We start from the raw sequence: 24724 nt of genomic DNA on the forward strand, positions 1-24724 counted from the left end.
CCTCCGGAACCGTGACCGTGTACGTGGCCGAAGAGTTCACACCCGACGAGGCAGACGTTCTGCGGCGCTACTTCACCAACCTCGACAGCCCGGTGTTCGCACTGGTCAACCTGCCAGAGGTGGTCAAAGGGGCGCTTTTTGCCCGCTATTCACGCTCGGCCAAGAGCCTCCGTCGCCTCTTCCTCGACGAGTTCGTGGGGGAGCTGGACATCTCTGGCGACCAGTCGATCGATGCCACCATCGGGCTACGTCGGGCCGAGGAGCTCTACGACCGAGTCTTCTTCGAGTACGGCGACGACTCTGTAGCTCAGCTCGGTGGTATCCACTTGGCATGTGAACAGGCGTCGAACCTGCTCACCAAGATCCTCGAGTGGGGTCGACTCATGTCGTACCTCGAACAGTCGACCCGCTACATCGCATACGACGCCCGTATAGGTGGTCGTTACCGCTTCCATCGGGACCCGTCGATCCTCAGCTCGCCGCTCGGAACCCGTTACGTGGGCGAGATGGATCGCATGTTCGACACCTATGCGGATCTGCTGCCCAAGCTCACCGACTTCTATCGTGAGCAGTTCCCGAAGGACCCGAAGGACTCAGATTTCGTCTACCGCCAGGCCGTGCGGGCCAAGGCCTTCGATGCCCTCCGCGGGTTGTTGCCAGCAGCGTCGCTGTCGAACGTCGGGATCTATGGGACCGGCCAGGCCTACGAGGCGCTCCTTTTGCGGATGCGATCCCACCCACTGCCCGAAGCCCGTACCTACGCGGACCTGATCCTTCACGAACTTCGCAAGGTGATTCCGTCGTTCCTCAAGCGGGTGGACCTCGAGGACCGGGGAGTGGCATGGAGCAACTACCTGGCCACCAACCACTCTGCCGTCGACGAGGTGGCCGCTCGGCTGCTGGGAACTGACGCGATCCCAGACCAGGCTCCCACGGTGACGCTCACCGACTTCGATCCCGACGCCGAGATCAAGATGGTCGCAGCCATGCTCTACTCCCACACCCACCTGCCCGAAGCGCAGGTCGAAGCCCGGGTCCGTGATATGTCGGCCCAGGACCGTCTCGACGTTGTCAACGCCTACGTGGGGGAGAGGTCCAATCGTCGTCACCGTCCGGGACGGGCATTGGAGAGGATCGACTACCGCTTCGACGTCCTGGCCGATTACGGCGCCTTCCGGGATCTTCAGCGCCACCGGATGCTGACGGTGGAGTGGCAGGCCTTGAGCCCTCGTCACGGGTTCGTCCGGCCAGAGGCGGTAGATCTGGCCGGGGAGCGACCGGCTTTCGACGAGGCGATGGAACGCTCTGCCGCCCTTCACGACCTGTTGGAACCCAAGTTCCCCGCTCAGGCTCCCTATGCGGTGGCCCTGGCCTACAAGGTTCGCTTCGTCATGCAGATGAACGCCCGGGAAGCGATGCACGTCCTCGAGCTTCGTAGCGGGCCTCAAGGACACCCCTCCTACCGGGTTGTAGCCCAAGAGATGCATCGTTTGGTGGCCGACCAGGCCGGACACCACGCAGTGGCGGCGATGATGAGCTACGTCGACCATTCACCAGAGCCGGCACTGGAAAGGCTCGATGCTGAACGACGTGCCGAAGCACGTCGTTCAGGTGGCTCCAACGCCTGATTCCAGTCCGAGGTGCCACTTCTGGTTGCCTCTCGCATATGATCCGCCGCGGCCTCAGTGGGCCGCCACCACAATGAACACAGCAAAGCTCGAAGGACACCATGGCTGACGACGAAGTCATCGACGACGAAATCTTGGACGACGACGAAGTAGACGTCGACGACGCAGATCTCGACGACGACGCCATGGATGGCGACGACGAGGAGGTCTTCGAGGTCGACGATGACGTCATCGAAGACGACGACCTCGGTGACGACCTCGAAAGCGAAGATGATGGCCCCGCGCCGGTGAGAGATCGGCGTTCGTCAGATGATGATGACGACGACGACGAGGAGGCCGATCCCGACGATGTGGAAGAGGATCTCGACACGATCCTGCGTGACCGCATCACCGCTGGAACAGACGAGGAAGACGAGGACGAGGAAGCCCCAGTCGACGATCGAACCGAGGCGGGCGACCGTGTCGCGCCGCGGGCTGCCGAGGAGCACTCTTGCCCGGCATGCTTCTTGTTGGTGCGCAGAAGCCAGTTCAGCTCCAAGCGGACCGACTGCCCTGGTGGTTTCGACGGCGACGACTGCCCGATGAAGGCCACGTTTGCCTAAGGCTCCTAACGGATAGCTCTGGTCGTCACTGCTCCCACGTCGTACCCCATTCGAGGGCTGCGCCATTCACGCTCGGTCGGCATTGGCTCGGTACCCTCCGGTCGGCCACCATTGGGGTGTGACCGAGTCGAAGACGCACGCTGAGCAGGCGATCGAAGTGATCCTCTATGCCCCAATCGGGTTCGCGCTGGAAGCTCGCAGACTCCTGCCTACATTCGTGGATCGAGGACGTCAGCAGGTTCAGATGGCAAGGGTCATCGGCAAGTTCGCAGTGGGGCAGGGCCAGACCGAGGCCTCGAAGCGTCTCGGCCAGGTGCAAAGCCAAGCCCAGCGCCAGGCATCTGCAATCCTCACCGACCTCGGCCTGGTTGGCGCCCAGCCCGAGGTTTCGTCCCATTCCGGTGGACACCTGGGATCTACCGCAGCGGCCAGCGCTGGTACCGAGGCATCGGCCGTTGTCGGGGCGCCCCAAGCCAGCGCGGCGTCAGCCAACTTGGCCATCGCCGGTTATGACACCCTGGCCGCCTCTCAACTGATCCCTCGGCTGAACGGACTCGGACCCGACGAACTGGAAGCCGTGCGGGCCTATGAGAGCGCTCACCGTGCCCGCAAGACGATCCTGGGCCGGATCGCTCAGATTCAGGGCGGATGACGATGGAAGCGGCCCGATGGGCCGATCCTGCTGATCTGCCCGAGGTGTTGGACCTGGCCCGTGAAGCTGCCTACTCCATGCAGGCACAGCGGGGCGGTCCGATGTGGTTTCGGCGCGAAGCCCGACCCGAGCCCTACGAGGCCGAATTGGTCGAGGCGTTGGCCGGAGCCGAGGGTCGTCGAGTGGCAGTGGGCATGCTCGATGACGTGGTGGTGGGCTATGCCATGGTCCGGCCCGAGCATCTCCACGACCGGTCGCTGCTTTGGGTGGTCACCGACATCTACGTGACACCGGAGGCACGCGGGGTAGGCGTGGGTGAGGCCTTGATGGACGCCGTCGTGGCCGGAGCCCGCCAGGCGGGAGCTGAGGGGATCGACTCGATCGCCCTCCCCGGTGATCGCGGAACCAAGAACTTCTTCGAGCGCTTCGGGCTCACAGCACGGGCGATCGTGGTGCACAAGTCGCTCGTCGGGAGTGAGGCCACCGACGGACACGTGCCATGAGTCGACCCGTCCTGGCGGTTAGCGCCGTGGTGGTAGATGACGACCGTCTCTTGTTGGTGCGCCGGGGTCACGGCCCTGCCGGTGGGACGTGGGCCGTACCCGGCGGCAGGGTGAAGGTGGGGGAGACCCTGGCGGAAGCGGTCACCCGTGAGTTGCGGGAAGAGACCGGTATCGAAGGTGTGTGCGGTTCGCTCATCGGAGTGAGCGAGCTGTTGGACACCTCCGACGGACCCCATTTGGTGGTGCTGGCGTTCGAGCTGTCGATCCTGGAGTCCACAGAGCCAGCAGCGGCCGACGACGCCGCCGAGGCCCGTTGGGTGGATCTCGGCGATGTCGCCGAGTACCGGCTGGCCCCAGGTCTGGCCGAGTTCCTTCACGATCACGGGGTGATCGCCACCATCACCTGATGGCGATCACCCGGGGACCTCAGATCAGCGACCCTTCCATACCGGGTCACGCTTCTCGATGAAGGCGGTCAGGCCTTCACCGAAGTCCTCGGTGCTGAACATCTTGCCCATGCCCTCGCCGGACAACTGCCAGCCGACCTGGTCGGGCTGATCGGTGGCGGCCAGAATGATCGACCGGCTCTCACGGACGGCTAGGGGAGCGGCCTGGGCAATCTCGCCAGCAAGCTCCATGGCCGTCGACAGGGCGGCCCCTTCGGCGCAGATCCGGTTCACCAGGCCGAAGTGGTGGGCCCGCTCGGCCGGAAAGTCGAGGCGACCGGTCAGGGCCAGTTCCATGGCAATGTTGCGCGGTACCTTGCGGGGGAGGCGGAACAGTCCGCCGGCCCCGGCGACGAGGTTGCGCTTCACCTCGGGAATACCGAAGACGGCAGTTTCAGAAGCGACCACGAGGTCGCAGGCCAGAACGATCTCGGTTCCACCGGCCAGGGCGGGGCCGTCGACGGCCGCGATAACCGGTTTGGTGCGTTCACGCTGCACGAACCCAGCGAAACCGCCCCGCGCTGTCATCATGCCAGCGGGATCAACGCCCATCTGCTTGAGATCGGCTCCGGCACAGAAGATCCAGCCCTTCTCGGTCTGAGCGCCGGTGATGATCCCGACCCAGGCATCCGGATCTTCTTCGAGTCGGTCTATGCCGGCTTCTATGCCCTGGGCGACGTCGGTGTTGACAGCGTTGCGGGCCGTGGGGCGGTTGATGGTGAGTACGGCGACGTGGCCGTGAAGTTCGTAGTCGACGGTCATGGGCGGACACGCTAGCCCGCACTTGACCGAACGGTCAGGTTGGCTCGCTGGTGATGGCCGCGTCGCCGTCTGGCGTCTGTTCGACCTCAGGCGTAGCCGGTGCCTCGGAGTCCTCACCGTCGAGGGCACCGGAGTCCGCCACCTCGACGACGGAATCCGAAGCGGCCTCGGCGGCCGTATCGTTTCGGGTCTGTGCCTGGTCCAGCACCGACGGAGCAGACGGAGTGTCTTCGGGGCCGCTGTCGGTGGAGCCGCTGTTGGCTGTATCCGCCGCTGGGGGAGCGGGGGGCTTCGGCTTGCCGGGAGGCCCACCTCGGCCACGGCGGCGTCCAGCGCTGGGCGGAGGGGGAGTGATACCGAAAGCCTCTGCGATCTGGGGAAGTCGACCAGCAAAGGTGGTGATCACCTTCAGGAGTTCTTCGTTCGGCGACTCGGGCTTGCTCGCGGGTACGACCTGGGTTCGGATCGGGGAGAACGACAATGCATCCAGAACTGTCGACCAGCGGTCGGGGTAGGTGTCGGCGGTTAGAGCGGCAGAGGCGGCCTCGGTGAGCTTGGCGGCTAGCTCGGCAGGCAGGGGGGCCCCGGCCTTGGGCGGGCGGGAGCTCAGACGCAGAGCCCGCACGACACGACCCTCGGTGAGGGTCTCGGAGATCTCCGACAACCAAGACTGCTGCTCGGCTTCGACCCGACGGGTGAGCCCGTTGCGAAGCTGGTCGGCAAGGGCGCGGGTCTCCTCGTCCTTGGCGCCATTGTCGGCCGCCACAATCACCGACCGCAGGTCCCGGAGGTCGAGCTCGTCAATGTCGGCGACGGCGGCTTCGGCCCGGTCTCGCCATTCGGCCACACGCAATGCTGGTAGGAGCTTCTCGGCTACAGCCAAGAGAGCCTGGGCTTGGACAAGCGGTCGGCCTTCGGCTTTGGCCGCCTCGTTCTGCTTCTCGACCGCCTGGCGGACCGCTGGAATGCCACCGCGGAGGAGTTGCTCGGCGATTACCTGTTCCTCGGGGGCCAGATTGTCGAGGGCCGCCTTGCGGTGGGTGCGACCCGGGCGCAAGCGCTTGGCCTTCGGGCGTACTGGGGCAGCGGGGCGGTCGCGTCGTGGCCGGTCGGGACGTTCGCCTTGACCGTCGCGGGGAGGACGGGACCGACGGTCTCCGCCGGAACGGTCACCCTCCGAGCGCGGCCGACGATCGCCGCGGCCTTCGCCCTGCTCGCCGCGGTCACGTCGGTCCCCTCGGTCACGTCGATCCCCTCGGTCGCGTCGATCTCCCCGATCTCGGCGCCCACCCCGGCCGGCCAGGACGGTGGTCACCAGCTGATCATCTGAGATGGTGCGGCCGATCAGTTCGATGCGCTCGCCGGAGAGCTCCCGTCGGCCCTTGGGGGCTGAGACCGAGATGACCTCGGTACCGTCCAGGCCTGACTCAACGTCGGCTCGCAGCACCTCACCCACCGCCACCCCTGAGGGCAGGAGGGTGGACGACACCACTCCCTTCGGCTGCTTGGCGCCGGCGGCACGCCAAGTCCAGGTGCCGTCTTCTCGTGAACTGGTGAGCTCGATGTCGATCCTGCGGGACATAGGGATGACAACCTACTCGGTCCGCGGTGGGGGCTAGTCAGTCCGTTCCCGACCGGACGGGCCAATCCTGGATCTGCCGAAAGTGGGAGTCGTCCAATTCGCCCATAATCTACGTTATGTAAAGTAGGGATCCTTCACGGTCCCGCACAGGATGTTAAAGCGGTGCGCCGACAGGCGGACCGACCATAGGCACGGCATGGTTGAAACCGAGGCGAGGCCTCGGTCTGATCACCCTCGCAGCGACGACGACTGGACCTATCCGTTCGGTCCTAAGCCCGAGTCGGATTCCGTGCGGGGCTCGATCCATTGGTCCACCAGTGGTCGAGCGTTTGACAGGAGCCAGTCAAGGGCCTCGCGAACCTCCCTTGGGTCTGTCGTCTCGGCGAGGTCTCGGTCCACGTCCTCAACGGCGGCCTGGAGGCAGTACAGGGCACCTTGTAGGTCTTCGAGTCGAATCCGATCGATGATCACGTCGTCATCGCCCAAGCCATGGGATGCCGCCAGCTTCCGGGCCAGGTGGGCTTGTTGGCGACAGCCAGCCCGGCAGTAGCGACGAGGTCGACCGGTGCGGGCCCGCTCAGGCAGTTGCCTGCCGCACCACCGACACCTCTCCGTCACCGATAGTTTCGTCACGTGACGAAACTATCCTCTGAATAGCTGCAATCACAGGACCATCCACGAGCCGGCCGGTACTGGTAACCTTCGCCCGCCGTCGAGCTCGGACGGGAGAGTGCCCTCGGGCACGCCGAAGGAGCAATCCCTCCCCGGAATCTCTCAGGCCCCAGGACCGTTCGAGCGAGGCAACGCTGGAAAGCAGACGCAGCGAAGCGTCTCACCGAAGGGGAAAGCCCGACCGGGTGAAGCTCTCAGGTTCCATGACAGCGGGGGAGGCACCTAACGCCGCGCTGTCGAGGAGCCCCCGTGTCCAACATGTCCCCCACCCCCCCACTCGCCGACCTCGAAGCCGATCGCTTCGAACGGCGTCACATCGGTCCGTCGGCCGAGGATCAGGCCAAGATGCTCGCCGCGCTCGGATACCACTCACTGGACGAGCTGGTCGATGCCGCCGTGCCCGGTACCATCCGCATGGAGGGGAGCCTGGGCCTGCCAGATGCAGCCAGCGAAGCCGAAGTGCTGGCTGAACTGCGGGCGCTGGCCGACCGCAACCAGGTCGTCACCTCCATGATCGGGCTCGGGTACCACAACACCCACACTCCAGGGGTGATCCTGCGCAACGTGGTCGAGTCACCTGCGTGGTACACCGCCTACACGCCCTACCAACCCGAGATCTCCCAAGGCCGTCTGGAAGCGCTCCTCAACTTCCAGACCATGATCGCCGACCTCACCGGCATGGCTCTGGCCAACGCTTCCCTGCTCGACGAGGCCACAGCCGCCGCCGAGGCTATGACGCTGTCGCGCCGGGTCGCCAAGGGTGTGGGCCAAGACGCCGTGTTCTTGGTGGATTCGGACTGCCATCCCCAGACCATCGAGGTGGTCCGCACCCGGGCCGAGCCCATCGGCTTGGAGGTCGTCGTCGCCGACCTGAGCGACGGCTACCCGACCGACCGGGACGCTTTCGGCGTCCTTCTCAGCTACCCGGGCTCGTCGGGCCGTGTGGTCGACTGGACCTCGGTCATCGAATCGGCTCACGCCGCCGGCGCCGTGGTCACCGTAGACGCCGACATCTTGTCCTTGTGCCTGTTGCGGTCGCCCGGTGACCTCGGCGCTGATGTGGTGGTGGGCGTAGCCCAACGCTTCGGCGTTCCCCTCGGCTTCGGCGGCCCCCACGCTGGCTACATGGCGGTGCGCGACGGACTTCAGCGATCCATTCCCGGGCGCCTGGTCGGCGTGTCAGTGGACGCCGATGGCAATCGGGCCTATCGCTTGGCCCTCCAAACCCGTGAACAGCACATCCGACGGGAGAAGGCCACCTCCAACATCTGTACCGCCCAAGTGCTCTTGGCCGTGGTGGCATCGATGTACGCCGTCTACCACGGACCTGAAGGCCTGGCGGCAATCGCACGACGGACTCACCGGTACGCGGCGCTGCTGGCCCGAGCCCTGCGTGACGGCGGCATCTCGGTGGCTCACACTGACTTCTTCGACACGGTGACGGCGACGGTCGTTGGCGCCGCCGCGGAGGTGGTGGCGAAGGCCCTAGAACGCGGTGTCAACCTCCGGCTCACCGATTCAGACACCGTTGGGATCTCATGTGATGAAACCACGACCCGCTCGGACCTCGATGCCGTGCTAGCAGCCTTCGACCTCTCCCCTGTCGACTGGTCGACGCTGGATGTCGAAACCCCCGATGCCGTGCCAGCGACCCTGGTGCGGCAAGGACCGTTCCTCACCCACCCGGTGTTCCACCAGCACCGCTCTGAGACAGCCATGTTGCGGTACCTGCGGCGGTTGGCCGATCGCGACCTGGCTTTGGACCGGGCCATGATCCCGCTGGGCTCGTGCACCATGAAGCTCAATGCCACCTCTGAGATGGAGGCGATCACCTGGCCCGAGTTCGCCAAGATCCATCCCTTCGCCCCCGCCGACCAGTCGGTCGGATACCGGGAACTGATCGGCGATCTGGAGCGATGGTTGGTGGAGATCACCGGCTACGCCGCCGTGAGCCTTCAGCCCAACGCCGGTTCCCAGGGCGAGCTGGCTGGGCTCCTGGCCATCCGTGGCTTCCACCGGGCCAACGGCGCGGCCCACCGGGACGTCTGCCTCATCCCCTCGTCGGCGCACGGTACCAATGCCGCGAGCGCGGTGATGGCTGGGATGAGCGTGGTGGTCGTGGCCTGCGACGAGTTCGGCAACGTGGACGTGACCGACCTGAGGGCTCGAATCGCCGACAACGCCGACAACCTGGCCGCCTTGATGATCACCTATCCCTCGACCCATGGCGTGTTCGAGGAGACCATCGGCGAGATCTGCGCCGCGGTGCACGATGCCGGTGGCCAGGTGTACCTCGATGGCGCCAACCTCAACGCCATGGTTGGTCTGGCCCGTCCCGGCCGTTTCGGTGCCGATGTCTCCCACCTCAACCTCCACAAGACGTTCTGCATCCCCCACGGCGGTGGTGGTCCCGGAATCGGCCCGGTGGCGGTCGGAGCGCACCTGATCCCCCACCTACCCAACCACCCGTTGGCGGCCGAGGCGGGCCCGGCCACCGGTCCCGGTCCGATCTCGGCGGCCCCATGGGGGTCGGCGGGCATCCTGCCCATTCCTTGGGCCTACATCCGACTGATGGGCGGAGATGGGCTGACCAGGGCCACCCAGGTGGCGATCCTCAACGCCAACTACATCGCCCAACGACTACAGCCACACTTCCCTGTGCTCTACACCGGACGGGGAGGCCTGGTGGCTCACGAGTGCGTCGTCGACCTCCGACCACTCACCAAGGAGACCGGGGTGACCGTGGACGACGTGGCCAAACGTCTCATCGATTTCGGATTCCATGCCCCGACCATGTCCTTCCCGGTCGCGGGAACGTTGATGATCGAGCCCACCGAGTCGGAGGATCTCGCCGAGATCGAACGGTTCTGCGAGGCCATGATCGCCATACGGGGCGAGATGGACCTGGTCGCCAGCGGTACGTGGCCTGGCGAAGACAACCCGCTGGCCAACGCCCCCCACACCGTCGACTGCCTTACCGGCGCATGGGAGCATCCCTACACCCGCGAACAGGCAGCCTTCCCCGGTCGGGGTGAACGGGGAGACCGCTACTGGCCTCCGGTACGGCGTATCGACGGCGGCTACGGCGACCGCAACCTGGTGTGCTCCTGCCCGCCCGTGGAGGACTTGGCTCGGTGATCGCTGGCCGTCGGGTCGGCCCTCGGCCTGGCTCGACGGCTTTGCCGGTCCTAGCAGCGAAGACCTCGGCCGTCAGGCCGGCGGCACTACTCCGCCGGAAGGCTCTGGCTTTCGACCGATCCAGACTATTTGGACACGAACGGTGCTTTGACCACCGTGGCTGGCACCCGATCGCCACGAATGTCGATACTTACCGAGTCCCCAACCGAAACTGTCGGGGCTAACAGGGCCAGCGCGATCCCATGTCCCAGAACCGGCGAGAAGTTGCCGCTAGTAACCACACCAACCGCATCCTCGCCCTGCAGGACGGTCTGGTCAGCGCGTGGCGGACGTCGACCCTCGACGGTCAGAGCCCGAAGAACCCTCTGTGGCCCGCGCTCGCGCTCGGTCAGTAGAGCCTCGATGCCACGGAAGCCGCCGGGCTTGTCCCATGCCACCACCCATCCGAGACCAGCCTGCAGTGGAGTGATTCCTGGCCCTAGCTCATGGCCGTGCAACGGCAGGCCTGCCTCCAGTCGCAGCGTGTCACGGGCTCCGAGGCCAGCAGGTTCGAAACCGGCGGCCATGAGTGCTTCCCAGGCGGCAGGGGCATGGGCTGCCGGTATGGCGATCTCTACCCCATCTTCACCCGTATAGCCCGTACCGGCCACGGTGCAGGTGAAGTCGTTCCACTCCAACACCTCGACTCGGAAACGTCCCACCTCGGCACCAGCGGGAAACACATCGGCGAGGCGGGACCGAGACTCTGGTCCCTGCAAGGCAATCACGGCCCGACCGGTGGTGACGTCCACGGCGTGGGGTCCGAGGGCCTCTACCACCCTCTCGGTGTTGGACGCGTTGGGCATGACGTCGAACACCTCTTCGCCGAGCCACCACACGATGATGTCGTCGAGGACGGATCCGTCGGCCTCGTCGAGGAGATGGGTGTACTGGGCTCGCCCCGGCCCGATCTTGGCGAGATCGTTGGTGAGCGCGGCTTGGAGTCGCCCGAGAGCGTCCGAGCCGCTGGTCCGAACAGTGCCCAGGTGGCTCACGTCGAAGGCGACAGCCCTGTTGCGACAGGCCAGATGCTCGGCCACCGTGCCGGCCTCGTAGTTGAGCGGCATCTCCCAGCCGCCGAAGGGGACCATCTTGGCCCCCAACGCACGGTGGTTGGCGTCCAGGGGAGAGAATCGGAGCGTCACGACCTCGATGGTAGGCGGTGGCGATGCCCAGCCGAATCCGCTGAGTGGTTAACCGGCCGCTGCCTGGGTTGGCTCAGGCGCCAGACGCGGACTTGGGGGCCTTGGTGGTGGTCGAATCAGGGGCTGCGACTGGGTCCAACTGGCTGGACGGGGACGGGCTGGGAAAGAGGTGCACGATGGCATCGTCTACCTCTCGCTGCACCGTGCCCAGCGAGAGGACGCTGGTCATCACCGTCTGGCCCTGTTTGAGCACATCGATCAGCTCGTTGTCGTCTCGCACCAAGATGGCCGAACCACCGCTGATGATTAGCTGGGCCGACGCGACGTCTTCGCCGAGCTGATCCCGAAGGTAGGTGAATGCCTGACGAACCGACTCGAGTTTGATCCCGTTGTCCAGCAGGGTCTTGACGACCTTAAGCTCCAGGAGGTCTCGATAGGAGTAGCGGCGCCGGCTTCCGCTGCCGCTGGCATCGGTCACCGAGGGACGAACAAGATCGGTGCGAGCCCAGTAGTCGAGCTGGCGATAGCTGATCCCGACGATCTCGGCCGCCTTCTTGCCGCTGTAGTCCTCGGCCACGTTCCACTCCCAAATCCGTCGAGGCCGGAAGCCGGCCGGTGACCACACGGCTGAAACTACGCCGGTGTGGTCTCCCCAAAATAGGGTTCGCTGCTGGGCCGGTCAACCATGGATGTGGGACCGGAGGTCAGATGGCGAAGTCCTCGGGGTCCACAGACTCGATGAACTCCTTGAACTGCTCGACCACCGCTTCGGCTTCCGGTGGTTCCTCCCCCGCTTCTTCCACGTAGGAGGCCTCGTCAAGGACCGACTCGGCGGCGTAGATCGGCGAGCCGGTCCGCGCTGCTAAGGCGATGGCGTCCGAGGGCCGAGACGAGATCGTGTGAACGCCGTCGCTGGCGTTCAGCTCGAGCTCGGCGTAGAAGACGCCCTCACGTAGGTCGGTGACCAGAATCCTCTGGAGGCTCACACCGAGGTCTTCCAGTACCGAGCGCATCAGGTCGTGGGTCATCGGCCTAGGGGTGACCACCTCCTCTAGGGCAAAGGCGATGGCGGTCGCCTCTGGGGCACCGATGAAAATGGGCAGAACCCGTTGGGACCCACCGACCTCTCGGAGAAGAGCAATGGGCGAGCTGCTCGGCATTTCCACCCTTACGCCCACGAGCTCCATCTCGATCACGAGTTGATCCTACCGTCGTGTTCGCAATCGGTGCCCGGCGCCAAACGAAGGAAGGGCATCCAAGGCCCCGGTTCAGGCTGAGTCGAGGTGCTTTCGCAGGTTCGCTCGCAAGAGTGCTGCCCTCAGGTCATGACCATGGTCTGCCAGTTCCTCGACGAGTCGGACCGCTTGGCGACGGGCCTCGGGATTACGTTGCTTGAGCAGAGGCATAGCCAGTTGCTCCAGGAACCCGGCTTCGCGCTCGGCGGCGACTTTGAACATTCGCAGGTGCCGGGCCTCGATTCCGTGATCGAGGAATGCGGCCGCCTTGCGAGCGATGATCAGCGCATCGGCGTCGAAGTAGGAGTCGTTGCCGAGGTGGCGGACGCTCACCAGTCCGAACTGCACCAGTGCTTTGAGCGAATCGGCCGAGATTCCTGCGGCAGCCTGGAGCTCATCGGAGGTGAGGCTGACATCGGTAGGGCCATCGTCGAGCGTCACCTTGGACCTCGGTGACGTCTCCCGCTGGGTCTGGTTGTTCAGATCTGGGCTGGACCCCTCACGGCCCCGAGCCAGGTCGACCATCCAGATCGGTTGGGATGCGGGACCAGGAACCTCACCCGCTGGCATCGAAGCACGAACGGTGGGGGTCACCGGCGATGCAGCAGGCTCGGTCGACCCGGCATCCGGTCCATCGGCCGTGCTCGTGGGACTGAAGCTGAGGGGGCCATCAGGTGTGGTCTGCGCACCGTCGACGAGCTGATCTTCGACGGTCGTCTCGCCGAGACGGTCCTTGATCACCTTGAGCGGCAGGAAGTTCTCTCGCTGCTGGGTGAGGATCCATCGCAGGCGTTCGATGTCGGGACCGTAGAACTTGCGGTAGCCCGACGGTGTGCGCTCGGGGTCTATGAGGCCCTGACTCTCGAGGAATCGGATCTTGGAGATGGTGACGTCGGGGAACTCAGCCTGAAGGAGGGTAAGGACTTCACCGATCGATAGGTGTTGGTCGACCACTTAGCCCGCGCTCCCTGCGATGAATACCAATTTGAACCGTCCGATCTGAAGCTCGTCGCCGTTGGCCAGTGGCTGGTCTCCCTTGACCAGTTGCTGGTTGAGGTAGGTGCCGTTGAGGGATCCGACATCTCGCACCACCAGGCCCGCAGTGGTTCGTTCGAGCTCTGCGTGCCGGCGCGACACGGTCACGTCGTCCAGGAAGATGTCCGAATCGGGGTGACGGCCCGCGGTGGTGATCACGTGTTCCAGTGCGAACTCCGAGCCGGCGTTGGGACCTCTGGTTGCCACCAACAAGCCGCCCGTGACCGAGTCGGTCAGGTTGACCTCTACCTCGTCTCGGCCGGTCAGTCCGTCGATGGCGAACGTGATGGTGTGGGGCTCATCGTCGACGCGGGCCAGCGCCTGCCCGCAAGACGAGCAGAAGTTGGCGTCAGGCTGGTTCTTGTGACCGCAGTTGGCGCAGAAGATGTGGACCACTCCCCCGGTTGGGTCAGCCCTCGATGAGACTGCGGTAGGCGTCGGCGCTGAGGAGGCCGTCGATGTCGGCGGGATCGGCCACCTCGATCGTGCAGATCCAGCCATCACCGTAGGGATCGGCGTTCAGCCGCTCGGGGGCCGCGTCCAGCTCGTCGTTGACCGCGGCGATGGTGCCCGCCAGCGGCGCGTAGATGTCGGAGACCGACTTGGTGGATTCCACCTCGCTGATGCCTTGGCCCGCCGCCACGGTCGCACCCAACTCTGGGATCTGCACGTACACGACGTCGCCGAGGGCATCCTGGGCGTAGTCGGTGATGCCGATGCGGACCGTGGTGCCCTCGACCTTGATCCACTCGTGGTCAGAGGAGTAGCGGAGATCATCGGGAATGTTCATGGGGTTTGAGGCTAACCCACGCGGCCGAGGCGCGAGCCCGCTCGCCGACACCGCCTCCGATAGGTCTGCTCGCGTACCGGCTCCCCCTCAGCGCAGGGTCTGGCGGATGCGGCGTACGTATTCTTGGGCCAACGCTTGAGCCGAGGCTGCGTCAGAGCTCTCCGACCAGATGTGGGTGATCGGCTCCTCGGGATCAGGCAGAGCCAGGACCCAGCCGTCATCGTGGATCACCTTGACGCCGTCGATGAGCTCGAGTCGTCGATCCTTGCTGAGCTCTACGAGCGTGCGCATAACGAGGCCCTTTTGCTCCCACGGTGTGACCACGGTTTGGTGGGCCATGTGGGTTCTGGGCAGATCGTGGCGAACTGCGGACAGCGTCGTGCGCTCCTTGGCCAGAAGTTCGAGCATCTTGACCAGCGCAGCGGCGGCATCGAAGGCGGGCAGAAAGCCCGGCAGGATGAACCCGCCGTCTCCGCTGGCAGCGAAGCCGACGCCGGCTTCGCTGGCTGCAGCCATTAGCGCTGCCGTGGAGGTCTTGGTCCGTTGGATCGATACCCCATGGGGTGCCACCAGCCCTTCTGTGACAGTGCTCACGTTGACCGGGAGAGCGATACGGTCACCGAGAAGGTGACCGGCCACCAGGGAGACGAAGGCCAGCCGGGACTCTTCGGCGCTGAGCACCTGCCCGGAGTCGTCGATCAGGGTGAGGTGTTCACCGTCGGCATCTATCACCGCGCCGAGGTTGGCTCCCGAGGCCGTGACGAGCCGGGCCACGTTGGCTTCCCGCTCTCCCCTTTCGGCGTTGATGCGTTGGCTGGTGGAGGCATACGGGTTGACTCCCAGAACCTCTGCGCCCAGCTTGGACAGCACGGTGGGCATCACGAACGCGGTTGCCCCGTAGCTGTAGTCGATGACCAGCTTGAAACCGGCGGCTTGAACGGCTCGCAGATCCACGGTGGACCCGAGTGCTTCGGTGTAGTGCTCCAACGCCCGTGACGGGAAGGTGATGTCACCGATCTCGCTCGCCAGCACCCGTCGGAAGTCCTCGCGGTTGAGCAACCGCTCGATCTTGCGTTGCGCATCTTCGGTGATGTCGATGCCTTGGTCGTCGAAGAAGCGGATCACCACCGATTGGGGGTCCGACTCGGTGAGCCGTATCGTGACCCCGGCGGCGTTGCCGGGCTGGCGGGCCAGGTAGCGGGTGACGGGAACGCTGGCCATCTCGAGGTCAACGACGTTGGCGCCGCTGGCGTTCAGGCCGGCGATGAACGCCCGTTTGAGCATGCGGGCGGCACGGGAGGAGTCTCGGGAGATGGCAACGGTGGTGTCCTTGCGCAAGGTTGTGGCGAAGGCCATGGCCACCCGTGCTGCAAGTTCGGGGCTGACGTCCACGTTTGCCAGCCCTGAGACCCCGACCCGGCCGAACAGGCTTCTGGATCCCTTGGACTCCCAGACGATCGATGAGTTGACGGTGGCCCCGGCTTCGACGGTCTTGAACGGGTACACCTTCACGCCCTGGCCGACGTGGGCGTTCTCTCCGACGAAGCACTCGTCTCCGAGCACCGAGCCGTCGTCGCAGCGGGCCTTGCGGCGCAGGTCCGAGGAGCGACCTATCACCGCACCGCGGAGGCGCACACCCTCGGCCATGTAGGTGTTGTCGTGAACCACCGAGCGTTCAATGTCGACGTCGGAACGGACCCGCACGTTGCGACCCAGAACCGTGTAGTCACCGATTCGGGCCCCGGCCTCGACCCGGCAGTTCTCACCGACGATGGCAAACCCGTCGATCTTCGCGTCGGGGTGGATGTCTGCTCCCTCACCCAGCCATACGCCCGGACCCACCGCAAACCCGGGAACATCGACGCGGACCTTTCCGTCCATCACGTCCTTGTGAGCAGACACATAGGCCTCGAGGGTGCCCACGTCCTCCCAGTAGCCCGACGCCACCGCCCCGAACAGGGGCTTTCCCTCCTCTAGGAGACGGGGAAACACCTCGCTGGAGAAGTCGACGCTACGGTCCGGGGCGATGTAGTCGAAGATCTCGGGTTCCAGCACGAAGATGCCGGTGTTGATCGTGTCGCTGAAGACCTCGCCCCAGGTGGGCTTCTCCAAGAACCGTTCGATCGAGCCGTCGTGACGGGTGATGACGATTCCGAACTCGAGTGGATTCTCGACGGCGACCAACCCGATGGTGGCCAGGGCGCCACGTTCCTCGTGGGTGGTGATCACGTGCCCGAGATCGATGTCGGTGAGGACGTCACCCGAAATCACCAGGAAGCGCTCGGTGAGCTCGTCCATGGCGTTGCGCACCGAGCCCGCAGTACCGAGGGGCTGGTCTTCGGTGGCGTAAACCATGCGCACACCGAACTCGGAGCCATCGCCGAAGTAGGTGCGTATCTGGTTGGCCAGGTATGCGACCGTGACCACGATCTCGTCGATGCCGTGGCTCCGCAGAAGCTGGACGATGTGCTCCATCATGGGCCGGTTGGCCAGGGGCAACATCGGTTTTGGGCAGTTGGAGGTGAGGGGCCGGAGCCTGGTGCCTTCGCCTCCGGCCATGATGACGGCCTTCATGGCCGACAAGTTACCGGGGCCTCACCATCGTGGTTGACAACTGAACGCGGGCCTGGTCAACGGTGAGTGGCAGTTGCTGTTCTCCGGTCGGCCCTACCTTCACGCAGGGCTCTGAGGGCTAGCGGGACATAGGTGGCCCAGGCGATGTAGCTGAGGATCAAACCTGGAACACCAGCCACCCAGGCCAGAGTTCGAGCGGTCTCGTGCCAGGCGAGAGTGGATTGACCAGCCAGGAACAACGGGAAGGCCACCATCAACCCAAACGTGCCGGCCTTGCCGAACCAGGTGACATCGATGCGTCGGGCCCCCAACAGGGCGAGTACCACCGTGGTGGTGCCCACCACTGCCTCTCGGACCAGGACGGCCACCGCGAACCAGGTGGGAACCGACCCATCGACCAGGATTCCCCCCACACCCACGAAGAACAGCATGCGATCGGCCACCGGGTCGAGGATCTTGCCGAGATCGGACACCTGGTCGAAATGGCGGGCGATGTAGCCGTCAACCCAGTCGGTAGCACCGAGAGCAGCCAGGAGCCAGGCCGCTGCCCCCCGGTTCTCCTGCGCGAACAGCAGCCACCAGAACACCGGAAGGCAACTCAGACGGACCAACGAGATCACGTTGGGGATCGTGAAGATCTTCGAACTCGACGTCGTATGGGGTGGTTCCGGCACCCCGGTGGATGAAGCGTTGGTGTCGTAGGCCGGCGCGAACTCAGCCGGTGCAGGGGCACCGCGGTCGCTCACTGCCATGGCGCCGATCCTACCGATGCCAGTTCCTAGGATCGGAACCATGACCACGCTCTTCACCCGGATCCTCGACGGTGAGCTTCCTGGCCGCTTCGTCTACGCCGATGAGGTGTGCGCTGCCTTCCTCACAATCGCACCACTACAGCCCGGTCACACGTTGGTGGTTCCCCGGGCGGAGGTAGATCACTGGTTGGACCTCGATCCCGAAACGGTGGCTCATCTGATGAAGGTGGCCCAGCAGGTAGGGAAGGCCCAACAGGCTGCATTCTCACCGGCGCGGGTCGGAATGATCATCGCCGGGATGGAGGTGCCCCACACCCACCTTCACGTGATCCCGATTCGCTCGGAGGCCGATCTCGACTTCGCCAGGGCCGATCACGGGGTCAGCGACGCATCACTAGATGACGCGGCCGAGCGACTTCGAGCGGCCCTCGTTGGGCTCGACGATCAACGGTGACGAAGGAGGACTATTCCCCGCTCTCGTTCCTGGGTCTCGAACCCAGCCCGCTCCAGGCTCTCGAGGATCGACTCGACATCGTCGGGCTGCCAGACCGGGTCACCTGAGTCAGGATCGGTGCCAGAGGTGTCGAGGAGCACCCATTCCACCCTTGCGGCCAAGCCGTTCAGCAGCTTCGTGGTGAGGTCCACAGGGTCGGGCGGAAGTTCGACCAGGACGGACCTTTCAGCAACCAGGGCAGTGGCCGACGGGGATGCCGCCAGTGAGGCGGCACCAGGCACCGCGTCACTGGTTCGCTCCAGCACCTGGAGCTGACTGCCGCGCCCGCCCCAGTCCCATGGCCGGTGGTATGGGGCCGAGGGGGACTCAACCAGGAAGAACAGGATGGATCCACACATCAGCGCACCCAGCAGCCGTCGGTCGACGTTCACCCTGACCACGCTGCGCTGGCCGATCCGCTCCAGGGCGAAGACCAGGGCGACGAAGGTGAAGGCCATCGACGGGGTGATGTGGGCCGCCGTGGGCGCCAGGTCCAACACGCCCGCTCCCGCGGCTCGTGCTACGGCCCGGTCTGCGACCATGGCCAGAGTCAGGCCCGGTAACGACGGCGCGAAGCGTCGGAACGACATCAACGGCAGGAACAGCAGCGGCGCGAGCACAACAACCAGGAACTCGACGCTGGGCTGGGACAAGACCGCTCCCAGCTCACCGAGGGGGTTGGTGGCCACCTGTTCGACCGCAGCCAGAGGTCCAACCGCTCGTGAGACGAACTCCCCGGCCGGAGTCAACTGCCCGCTGGGTTGATCGGCTTCGACCAGAGCCAGTGCGACAGCAGACCATGCCACCCCCACCATCGCCGTGACCGTGCCGTTGCGCCGATGGTGTTGAGCTGCCACCAGCAAGCCCATGGCCGCCACGGTGATCCCTAGGTCACCTCGGCAAGCCAGGACCGCCAGCACCGCTAGGCCATACTTCACCCACGCTCCCCTGCTGGCTTGGAGCCATGCCACCAACAGGAATGGAAGTGCGACTAGTTCGGGATGAAACGGTGTCAACCCGGCCTGGTGCACGGTAGGAGCCAAGGCATAGGCGGCGATCACGGCACTGGTCGCACCAACCCGAAGGCCAGCCCGTTCACGGGCCAGACGCCACAACGGCACCACCGCGGCGCCGATGGCCACCGACTGAACGACGGCGAAAACCGCCGCAGCCGGGAAGAACCGGCTCAGGTGCAGCACCATTTCGCCGACCAACGAGGCCGACGCGGTCGCCGGATCCAGCCCGCCTACCGGATGGACCACGCCTTCGCCTGTACGTGCCCATGCGGCCTGAAGCCATGGCGCCAACCCTCCCCCGGCTGTGGATGAACGAATCGTCGCCGCGGTTAGCGCCAGTTGAACCAGGGAGACGATTGTGGCGTTCACCCATGGGAGCACGCGATCGGCGGTGTCACCGTCGAGCCGAGCGTGAAGTCGAAGCCAGTACCGGTCCCAGCGACGGCGCAGGTCAGATTGACCAGCGTCAAAGGTCACGCCGGTGAAGCCTTCGACGTCGGCTCGGGCCCTAACGGTTCGATGAGTTGAGGGCCCTTGTTCCTCACGTTGCCCACCTCCAACCCAACTGGGTGCATCACCAGCAGGTGCGAGGGTGCCGGAACGAGAAGTTGGCCCAGGGAGTCCAGGGAGTGGTTGTCAGGTGCGAGCCACTCTGCCCACGACGTCGGCGCCAGGATCACGGGCATCCGATCGTGGACAGGGACCATGGTCTCATTGGCCGTGGTCGTGATGATCGTGGCAGATCTCAGCCGCTGGTCTCCGGACCGGTCAGGACCACGCCACTCCTCCCACAACCCGGCAAACGCCAATGGCTCACCATCGACACGGTGGATGTAGAAGGGCTGCTTGCGCTTTTCCCCCGGTATGGACTTCCACTCATAGAACCCGTCGGCGGGAACTATGCAACGGCGCTTGCGAAACGCGTGCTTGAAGGCGGCCTTCTCTGCCAAGGTCTCGGACCTGGCGTTGATCATCTTGTTGCCTGCGGCTGGGCTCTTGGCCCATATCGGAACCAGGCCCCAATGGAAGGACGCAACGCTGCGTGTGCCGTCCTCTTCGACCACGGCGTACACATCGTTGGTGGGTGCAACGTTCCACGATGCCTCGAGGGCCGCCTCCGGTGCTGGAGGTACGGCATCGAAATATCTGGCGATCTCGTCTGGGGTGGACGACGACACGAAACGCCCGCACATCTGGTCAGCCCACCTCTGCTCGGATCGGGAAGCTGCTCGCATCTTTGGCCATCGGCCGAACGCTAGTGCTGCGTTCGCCTGGCTCGGTGTGGTCCCGGTCGGTGCCCCGTTCGTCCGGAAACGACCGGAGCCGACCCTTTCGGGCCGGCTCCGGAACTCCCATGGTCGGGCTGAGAGGATTCGAACCTCCGGCCTCTTGACCCCCAGTCAAGCGCGCTAACCAAACTGCGCCACAGCCCGTGGGGATGGTCACCCTAGTCGGGACGCCCCGTGCCTCAGAACTCGGGTGTACTCCCGCTGCCTACATCAACGGCTGTCAGGGCCAATCCCCCGTCACCGCCCAGATGATCACCTCCAAGAGACGCCAGCCCAGGTACAGCACGAGGGCCGCCACCAGAACCCAGAAGTGCCACGGGATCTTGGTGTCCTCTGTGTCTTCCGAGGGGTCGGCGATGAACCGTCCGCAGGTGGCACAGGTGCCGTCGGGGGCGAGTGACTCCGGGTTGTAGAAGCGGTCGCAGGTCTCACACCAGGGCACGGCGGATAAGCATTCACCCAACGAAGCGGTGGGGTCCAAACCGAGCCTCCACCATGGCGCGTTCGGGTCGTTGAGGAGGTGCGCCTCTACGGAGGTGCGCCGATAGGCGGACCGACCCATAAACACGGCATGGCTAAACCAAGGCGAAGCCTCGGTCTGATCAACCTCACAGCGACGACGACTGGACCTATCCGCTCGGGTCCTAAGGGGTGGATCCGAGACGGGAGCCGTGGCGGGCCACACCACTTGGAACGGCATGGCCGACGAGTCGCTCGATCATCCGGGCCGCCGCCACCAAAGCGTCCAGATCGATGCCGGTTTCGACGTCCATGTCGTCGAGTGTCGAAACCAGCGACTCGGTAGCCAGGTTGCCGCCGGCGCCTTGAGCGAATGGTGACCCTCCAAGCCCGCCTACCGCGGTGTCGAAACGGGTGATCCCACGTTCCAGTCCCGCCAACGCGTTGGCCAACGCAGTACCCCGAGTGTCGTGCAGGTGCAGACCCACATCGTCGACCCAACGGTTATCGGGCGACAGCCGGGCGAGCGCGTCGAGGAGGTCGTGGACCCGTCGGGGGGTAGCCATCCCGGTGGTGTCGGCGAAGGTGATCGACTCCACCCCGCCATCGCCGAGGCGTCGGGCCATCTCGATCACGTCGTTCGGATCGGCGTCTCCCTCATAGGGGGAGCCGAACGCACACGAGATCACTGCATCGACGGGAACCGAGGACGAAGAGGCTCTTTGGGTGACCTCGGAGATGGCCCGTTCGGACTCCTCGATGGTCATCCTGACGTTGCGTTGGTTGTATTCAGGAGAGAACGAGACGGTGACGGTGATCTCGTCGACGCCCGATTCCAGGGCCATCTCCGCTCCGGTCAGGTTGGGTACCAGCGCCGCGAGGTGGAGTCCGTTTCGGCGGTTGACTCCGGCCATGACCTCGGCGGCACCAGCCATGGCGGGCACGGCCTTGGGCGACACGAAGGCCACGGCTTCGATTCGGCGGAGTCCGGCGTTGGCCAGGGCCTCGACCAAGGCGATTCGCTCAGCGACGTCGACCGGCGCCTCGGGCTGAAGCCCGTCGCGGGGTCCAACGTCTCTGATCACCACCGACGCGGGAAGGGAGGGGCGGGAGCCGATGATCATGTCTTGGCGGACGAATTCATACCGGGGGTACGCCGTGGCGGCGGTCCGAGAAATGGCGGTCCTTGCCAGCAGCCAGGGTGAAACGGCGGATGATCTCGGTCCGCAGGTTCTCGGGTTGCACGATGGTGTCGATCACCAGTTCTGAGGCCAGCCGCAGTATGTCGACGTCTTCTTCATAGATCCCTCTTTGCTCGGCCACGAACGCGTCGGCCTCAGCGGGATCGTCGAAGGCGGCGATCTTGTTTGCGAACACCGCGTTCACCGCGGCTTCGGGGCCCATCACCGCGATCTTGGCGGTGGGCAAGGCGATGGTCGCCTCCGGTTCGAACGCCGGCCCGGCCATGGCGTAGAGCCCGGCACCGTAGGCCTTGCGCAACACCACGCACAGCTTGGGCACGGTGGCCTCGGAGATGGCGGTGACCATCTTGGCACCGTGGCGGATGATGCCCTGGCGTTCGACCTCGGTTCCGATCATGAAGCCAGGCACGTCGGCCAGGAAGACCAGCGGAATGTTGAAGGCGTCGCAACACCACACGAACCGGGCGGCCTTGTCGGCTGAGTCGACGAACAGAACACCCCCCTTGACCTGAGGGTTGTTGGCCACGAACCCCACCGGGCGACCGTCAACAAGGCCGATCCCGCAGACCAGCTCTGGAGCGAACAGAGGCTTGATCTCGAAGAAGCTCTCGGCGTCGACCAGCCCGTCGATGACCGTTCTCACGTCGTAGGCCGCTTTGTCGTCAGCGGGCACCGATGTGGCGGTCAACGGATGGGCGGGGGCTGTGGGCTCGTAGTGCGGGGGGTCATTTCGCCAGTTGACCGGGAAGTAGGTGAACCATGCCTTGGCCTGTTCCAAGGCGTCCTCGTCGTCGACCGCCAGGTTGTCGCCACAACCCGACACGGTGGCGTGCATGCGGGCGCCACCGGTCTCCTCCAGGGTTGCCTTCTCACCGATCACCATCTCGGCCATGCGGGGCGACCCGAGGTACATGGAGGCATTGCCCTCCACCATGATGATGATGTCGCAGAAGCTAGGTATGTAGGCCCCACCGGCGGCCGACGGGCCGAACAAGCAGCAGATCTGGGGCACCCGGCCCGATAGGCGAACCTGGTTGTAGAAGATCCGGCCTGCCCCCCTGCGCCCAGGAAACAACTCGACCTGGTCGGTGATGCGGGCGCCAGCCGAGTCGACCAGCCAGAACACCGGCACCTCGTGGCGGAGGGCGTACTCGGTGAGGCGCACGATCTTCTCCACAGTGCGTGCCCCCCACGACCCTGCCTTCACCGTGGGATCGTTGGCCATCACACACACCGGCCGACCATCGATGGTGCCCACTCCCGTGACCACCCCGTCGGCGGGTAGATCCACCGATGACGTGTTGGCCAACAGAGCATCCTCCACGAACGACCCCGGGTCCAACAGCAGATCCAGACGATCCCGGACGAACAACTTGCCCTGCTGAGCCAGCTTGTCACCCCCCTTGGCCAGGTTCCCCGCCAGGGCACGCTCAGCGGCAGCAGCCACACGGTCGGCATCGGTCGGATCGGGATCGTCACAAACCTCGGTCACAGCGCCGAGCCTACGACGACCTCGGCATCGCCTGGGTCCAAGCGTCCGCCTCCACGGACCCGGATGGAGGCTGTCACGCCCCGCTGTCTGCTGCCCGGTCGATCAACCGCGGCGTACCGCGAGGATGGCGATGTCGTCGTTGTTGGGTTCCCGGGCGAAGTCACGGGCAGCGTCGAGGAGCGTCTTGACCATCTCGGCCGGGGATGCTCCGGGGTCTCGTCGCAGCGTGTTCGCTATTCGTTCCTCGCCGAAGAGTTGATCACCGGCCCGTGACTCCGAAAGGCCATCGGTGTAGAGCAAAACGACATCACCGAGGTCGAGAGCCACCTCCCGGCTCAGGTAGGTGGCTCTCGGGTCCAACATCAACAACGGTCCCGTGGAGCGCAGCGGACGGACATCGCGGTCATGCCACAGCCAGGCCGGCGGATGCCCGGCCGACGCATAGCGCATGGTTTCGGCCTCGGTGTCGAACACGACCACGCACAACGAGATCATCTCCTCGCTGCGTCCCTGCGCCGACATGATCGCGTTCAGTTCCTCGAGGGCTTGAGCCGGATCTCGGTACTGCAACAAGAAGACCCTTAGCAGGTACTTCGCCTGGAACGCCGTGATCGACGGTTCGATCCCGTGCCCGGTCACGTCTCCGATCACTGCGGCGATCCGTGTCGGCGCCAACTGGAACACGTCGTAGAAGTCGCCGGCCATAAGACCGGTTCCGGCTTGATAGAGCCGACCGACCTCGAACCCGGCTACGTCGGGAAGCACCTCAGGTGCAAGCCGCTCGGCCCAGCGACGAGGGGCCAGATCCTCTTGGGACAACACTTCTTCGGCCCGGCGTTCGAGGCTGAGTCGGCTCTCAGCCAGCCGCGAGTCTCGGACGAAATCTCTGCTGAACACGATGGAGACCGCCACCGGGACCAAGACCACGGCGAACAACCAGCGAGCGTCCTGCTCCAAGACCGATCCGGCGCCGACAGCGACGGCCAGAACCGCGTACAGGACCGCCGAGTGCACGTCCTTGCGGAATGCGGAGCGGGCAACGGTGGCCGCATCTGAGGTACGGCCGAACTCTCGCTCGGTTCGTCCGGCCACGATCTGGAGACGTCGAGCCGACCTGGCCCACACACCCGCGGCAATGGCGCAGGCCGCCGCAACCAGAAGCAGCAGGGGGTACCGCATGGTTGGGTGAGCCTATCGTCGGTGTGTCGGGCGCAACCG

At 65.2% G+C, this 24724-nt stretch carries 23 protein-coding genes, 1 tRNA gene and 1 riboswitch; of the genes, 7 read left to right on the forward strand and 17 right to left on the reverse strand.

What is annotated here, in order from left to right; translation table 11 throughout:
• Nucleotides 1–17: 17 nt before the first annotated feature.
• The 5 genes from IPG97_17625 (at nt 18) to IPG97_17645 (ending at nt 3792) form a co-directional block, all read left to right on the forward strand.
• Nucleotides 18–1628 carry an FAD-dependent thymidylate synthase gene (locus IPG97_17625; GenBank protein ID MBK6858313.1) on the forward strand — a complete coding sequence of 537 codons (1611 nt, stop codon included), beginning with the start codon at nt 18–20 and terminating at the stop codon, nt 1626–1628.
• A gap of 101 nt (nt 1629–1729) precedes the next feature.
• The gene (locus IPG97_17630) at nt 1730–2230 is read left to right on the forward strand and encodes a hypothetical protein (protein MBK6858314.1); all 501 of its coding nucleotides are present in this window, start codon (nt 1730–1732) and stop codon (nt 2228–2230) included.
• A 118-nt stretch (nt 2231–2348) separates the two neighbouring features.
• Nucleotides 2349–2882: a hypothetical protein gene (locus IPG97_17635; GenBank protein ID MBK6858315.1), complete on the forward strand. Its 534-nt coding sequence runs from the start codon at nt 2349–2351 to the stop codon at nt 2880–2882.
• Nucleotides 2879–3385, forward strand: coding sequence for a GNAT family N-acetyltransferase (locus IPG97_17640; protein MBK6858316.1), 507 nt, complete (start codon nt 2879–2881; stop codon nt 3383–3385). Before IPG97_17635 ends, IPG97_17640 begins: the two co-directional genes overlap by 4 nt.
• On the forward strand, nt 3382–3792 hold the full coding sequence (locus tag IPG97_17645) for an NUDIX domain-containing protein (protein MBK6858317.1): 411 nt from the start codon (nt 3382–3384) through the stop codon (nt 3790–3792). Before IPG97_17640 ends, IPG97_17645 begins: the two co-directional genes overlap by 4 nt.
• Nucleotides 3793–3816: 24 nt before the next feature.
• Here the strand turns inward: IPG97_17645 and IPG97_17650 are convergent, their stop codons facing one another.
• Both IPG97_17650 and IPG97_17655 read right to left on the reverse strand, forming a co-directional pair.
• Nucleotides 3817–4593, reverse strand: a complete 777-nt coding sequence (locus IPG97_17650) for a crotonase/enoyl-CoA hydratase family protein (GenBank protein ID MBK6858318.1) — start codon at nt 4591–4593, stop codon at nt 3817–3819.
• A gap of 34 nt (nt 4594–4627) precedes the next feature.
• Nucleotides 4628–6175, reverse strand: coding sequence for a hypothetical protein (locus tag IPG97_17655; protein ID MBK6858319.1), 1548 nt, complete (start codon nt 6173–6175; stop codon nt 4628–4630).
• Between the two features lie 713 nt (nt 6176–6888).
• Nucleotides 6889–6975, forward strand: a riboswitch (glycine riboswitch).
• A 130-nt stretch (nt 6976–7105) separates the two neighbouring features.
• Here IPG97_17655 and gcvP point away from each other — a divergent pair.
• The gene (gene gcvP / locus IPG97_17660) at nt 7106–9985 is read left to right on the forward strand and encodes an aminomethyl-transferring glycine dehydrogenase (protein MBK6858320.1); all 2880 of its coding nucleotides are present in this window, start codon (nt 7106–7108) and stop codon (nt 9983–9985) included.
• Between the two features lie 125 nt (nt 9986–10110).
• Here the strand turns inward: gcvP and gcvT are convergent, their stop codons facing one another.
• From gcvT to IPG97_17700, 8 genes are all read right to left on the reverse strand, one after another.
• Entirely contained in the window at nt 10111–11169 is a 1059-nt protein-coding gene (gene gcvT, locus IPG97_17665) for a glycine cleavage system aminomethyltransferase GcvT (protein ID MBK6858321.1), read from the reverse strand.
• 73 nt (nt 11170–11242) lie between these two features.
• Nucleotides 11243–11794 (reverse strand): MerR family transcriptional regulator, encoded by a 552-nt coding sequence (locus IPG97_17670; GenBank protein MBK6858322.1) that lies wholly within the window; start codon nt 11792–11794, stop codon nt 11243–11245.
• Between the two features lie 79 nt (nt 11795–11873).
• On the reverse strand, nt 11874–12365 hold the full coding sequence (locus IPG97_17675) for a bifunctional nuclease family protein (GenBank protein MBK6858323.1): 492 nt from the start codon (nt 12363–12365) through the stop codon (nt 11874–11876).
• 72 nt (nt 12366–12437) lie between these two features.
• On the reverse strand, nt 12438–13358 hold the full coding sequence (locus tag IPG97_17680) for a MerR family DNA-binding transcriptional regulator (GenBank protein MBK6858324.1): 921 nt from the start codon (nt 13356–13358) through the stop codon (nt 12438–12440).
• A complete protein-coding gene (locus IPG97_17685; protein MBK6858325.1) occupies nt 13359–13940 on the reverse strand; it encodes an FHA domain-containing protein in 582 nt (193 codons plus the stop codon).
• Nucleotides 13849–14229, reverse strand: a complete 381-nt coding sequence (gene gcvH, locus IPG97_17690; protein ID MBK6858326.1) for a glycine cleavage system protein GcvH — start codon at nt 14227–14229, stop codon at nt 13849–13851. Before gcvH ends, IPG97_17685 begins: the two co-directional genes overlap by 92 nt.
• A gap of 87 nt (nt 14230–14316) precedes the next feature.
• Nucleotides 14317–16788: an NTP transferase domain-containing protein gene (locus tag IPG97_17695; GenBank protein ID MBK6858327.1), complete on the reverse strand. Its 2472-nt coding sequence runs from the start codon at nt 16786–16788 to the stop codon at nt 14317–14319.
• 71 nt (nt 16789–16859) lie between these two features.
• Nucleotides 16860–17555 (reverse strand): CDP-alcohol phosphatidyltransferase family protein, encoded by a 696-nt coding sequence (locus tag IPG97_17700; GenBank protein MBK6858328.1) that lies wholly within the window; start codon nt 17553–17555, stop codon nt 16860–16862.
• A 40-nt stretch (nt 17556–17595) separates the two neighbouring features.
• Between IPG97_17700 and IPG97_17705 the strand changes: the two genes are divergently transcribed.
• On the forward strand, nt 17596–18009 hold the full coding sequence (locus IPG97_17705; GenBank protein MBK6858329.1) for an HIT family protein: 414 nt from the start codon (nt 17596–17598) through the stop codon (nt 18007–18009).
• On the opposite strand, the gene IPG97_17710 is transcribed toward IPG97_17705, so the two are convergent.
• The 7 genes from IPG97_17710 to IPG97_17740 all read right to left on the reverse strand — a co-directional run bounded on the left by IPG97_17710 (nt 18000) and on the right by IPG97_17740 (nt 24685).
• Nucleotides 18000–19541, reverse strand: coding sequence for a DUF2079 domain-containing protein (locus IPG97_17710; protein ID MBK6858330.1), 1542 nt, complete (start codon nt 19539–19541; stop codon nt 18000–18002). The genes IPG97_17705 and IPG97_17710 overlap by 10 nt on opposite strands.
• Complete coding sequence (locus IPG97_17715) at nt 19538–20257, reverse strand: SOS response-associated peptidase (GenBank protein MBK6858331.1); 720 nt, start codon at nt 20255–20257, stop codon at nt 19538–19540. The genes IPG97_17710 and IPG97_17715 overlap by 4 nt, the downstream gene beginning before the upstream one ends.
• Nucleotides 20258–20419: 162 nt before the next feature.
• Nucleotides 20420–20497: transfer RNA gene (locus IPG97_17720), tRNA-Pro, on the reverse strand.
• A 76-nt stretch (nt 20498–20573) separates the two neighbouring features.
• Nucleotides 20574–20834, reverse strand: coding sequence for a hypothetical protein (locus tag IPG97_17725; GenBank protein ID MBK6858332.1), 261 nt, complete (start codon nt 20832–20834; stop codon nt 20574–20576).
• Between the two features lie 163 nt (nt 20835–20997).
• The gene (locus IPG97_17730) at nt 20998–21936 is read right to left on the reverse strand and encodes a hydroxymethylglutaryl-CoA lyase (GenBank protein MBK6858333.1); all 939 of its coding nucleotides are present in this window, start codon (nt 21934–21936) and stop codon (nt 20998–21000) included.
• Nucleotides 21937–21952: 16 nt separating this feature from the next.
• Nucleotides 21953–23506 (reverse strand): acyl-CoA carboxylase subunit beta, encoded by a 1554-nt coding sequence (locus IPG97_17735; GenBank protein ID MBK6858334.1) that lies wholly within the window; start codon nt 23504–23506, stop codon nt 21953–21955.
• A gap of 102 nt (nt 23507–23608) precedes the next feature.
• Nucleotides 23609–24685 carry a serine/threonine-protein phosphatase gene (locus IPG97_17740; GenBank protein MBK6858335.1) on the reverse strand — a complete coding sequence of 359 codons (1077 nt, stop codon included), beginning with the start codon at nt 24683–24685 and terminating at the stop codon, nt 23609–23611.
• Between the last annotated feature and the right edge of the window lie 39 nt (nt 24686–24724).

The sequence above is a fragment of the Microthrixaceae bacterium genome (assembly GCA_016702505.1).
Classification (GTDB): Bacteria; Actinomycetota; Acidimicrobiia; order Acidimicrobiales; family Iamiaceae; genus Aquihabitans.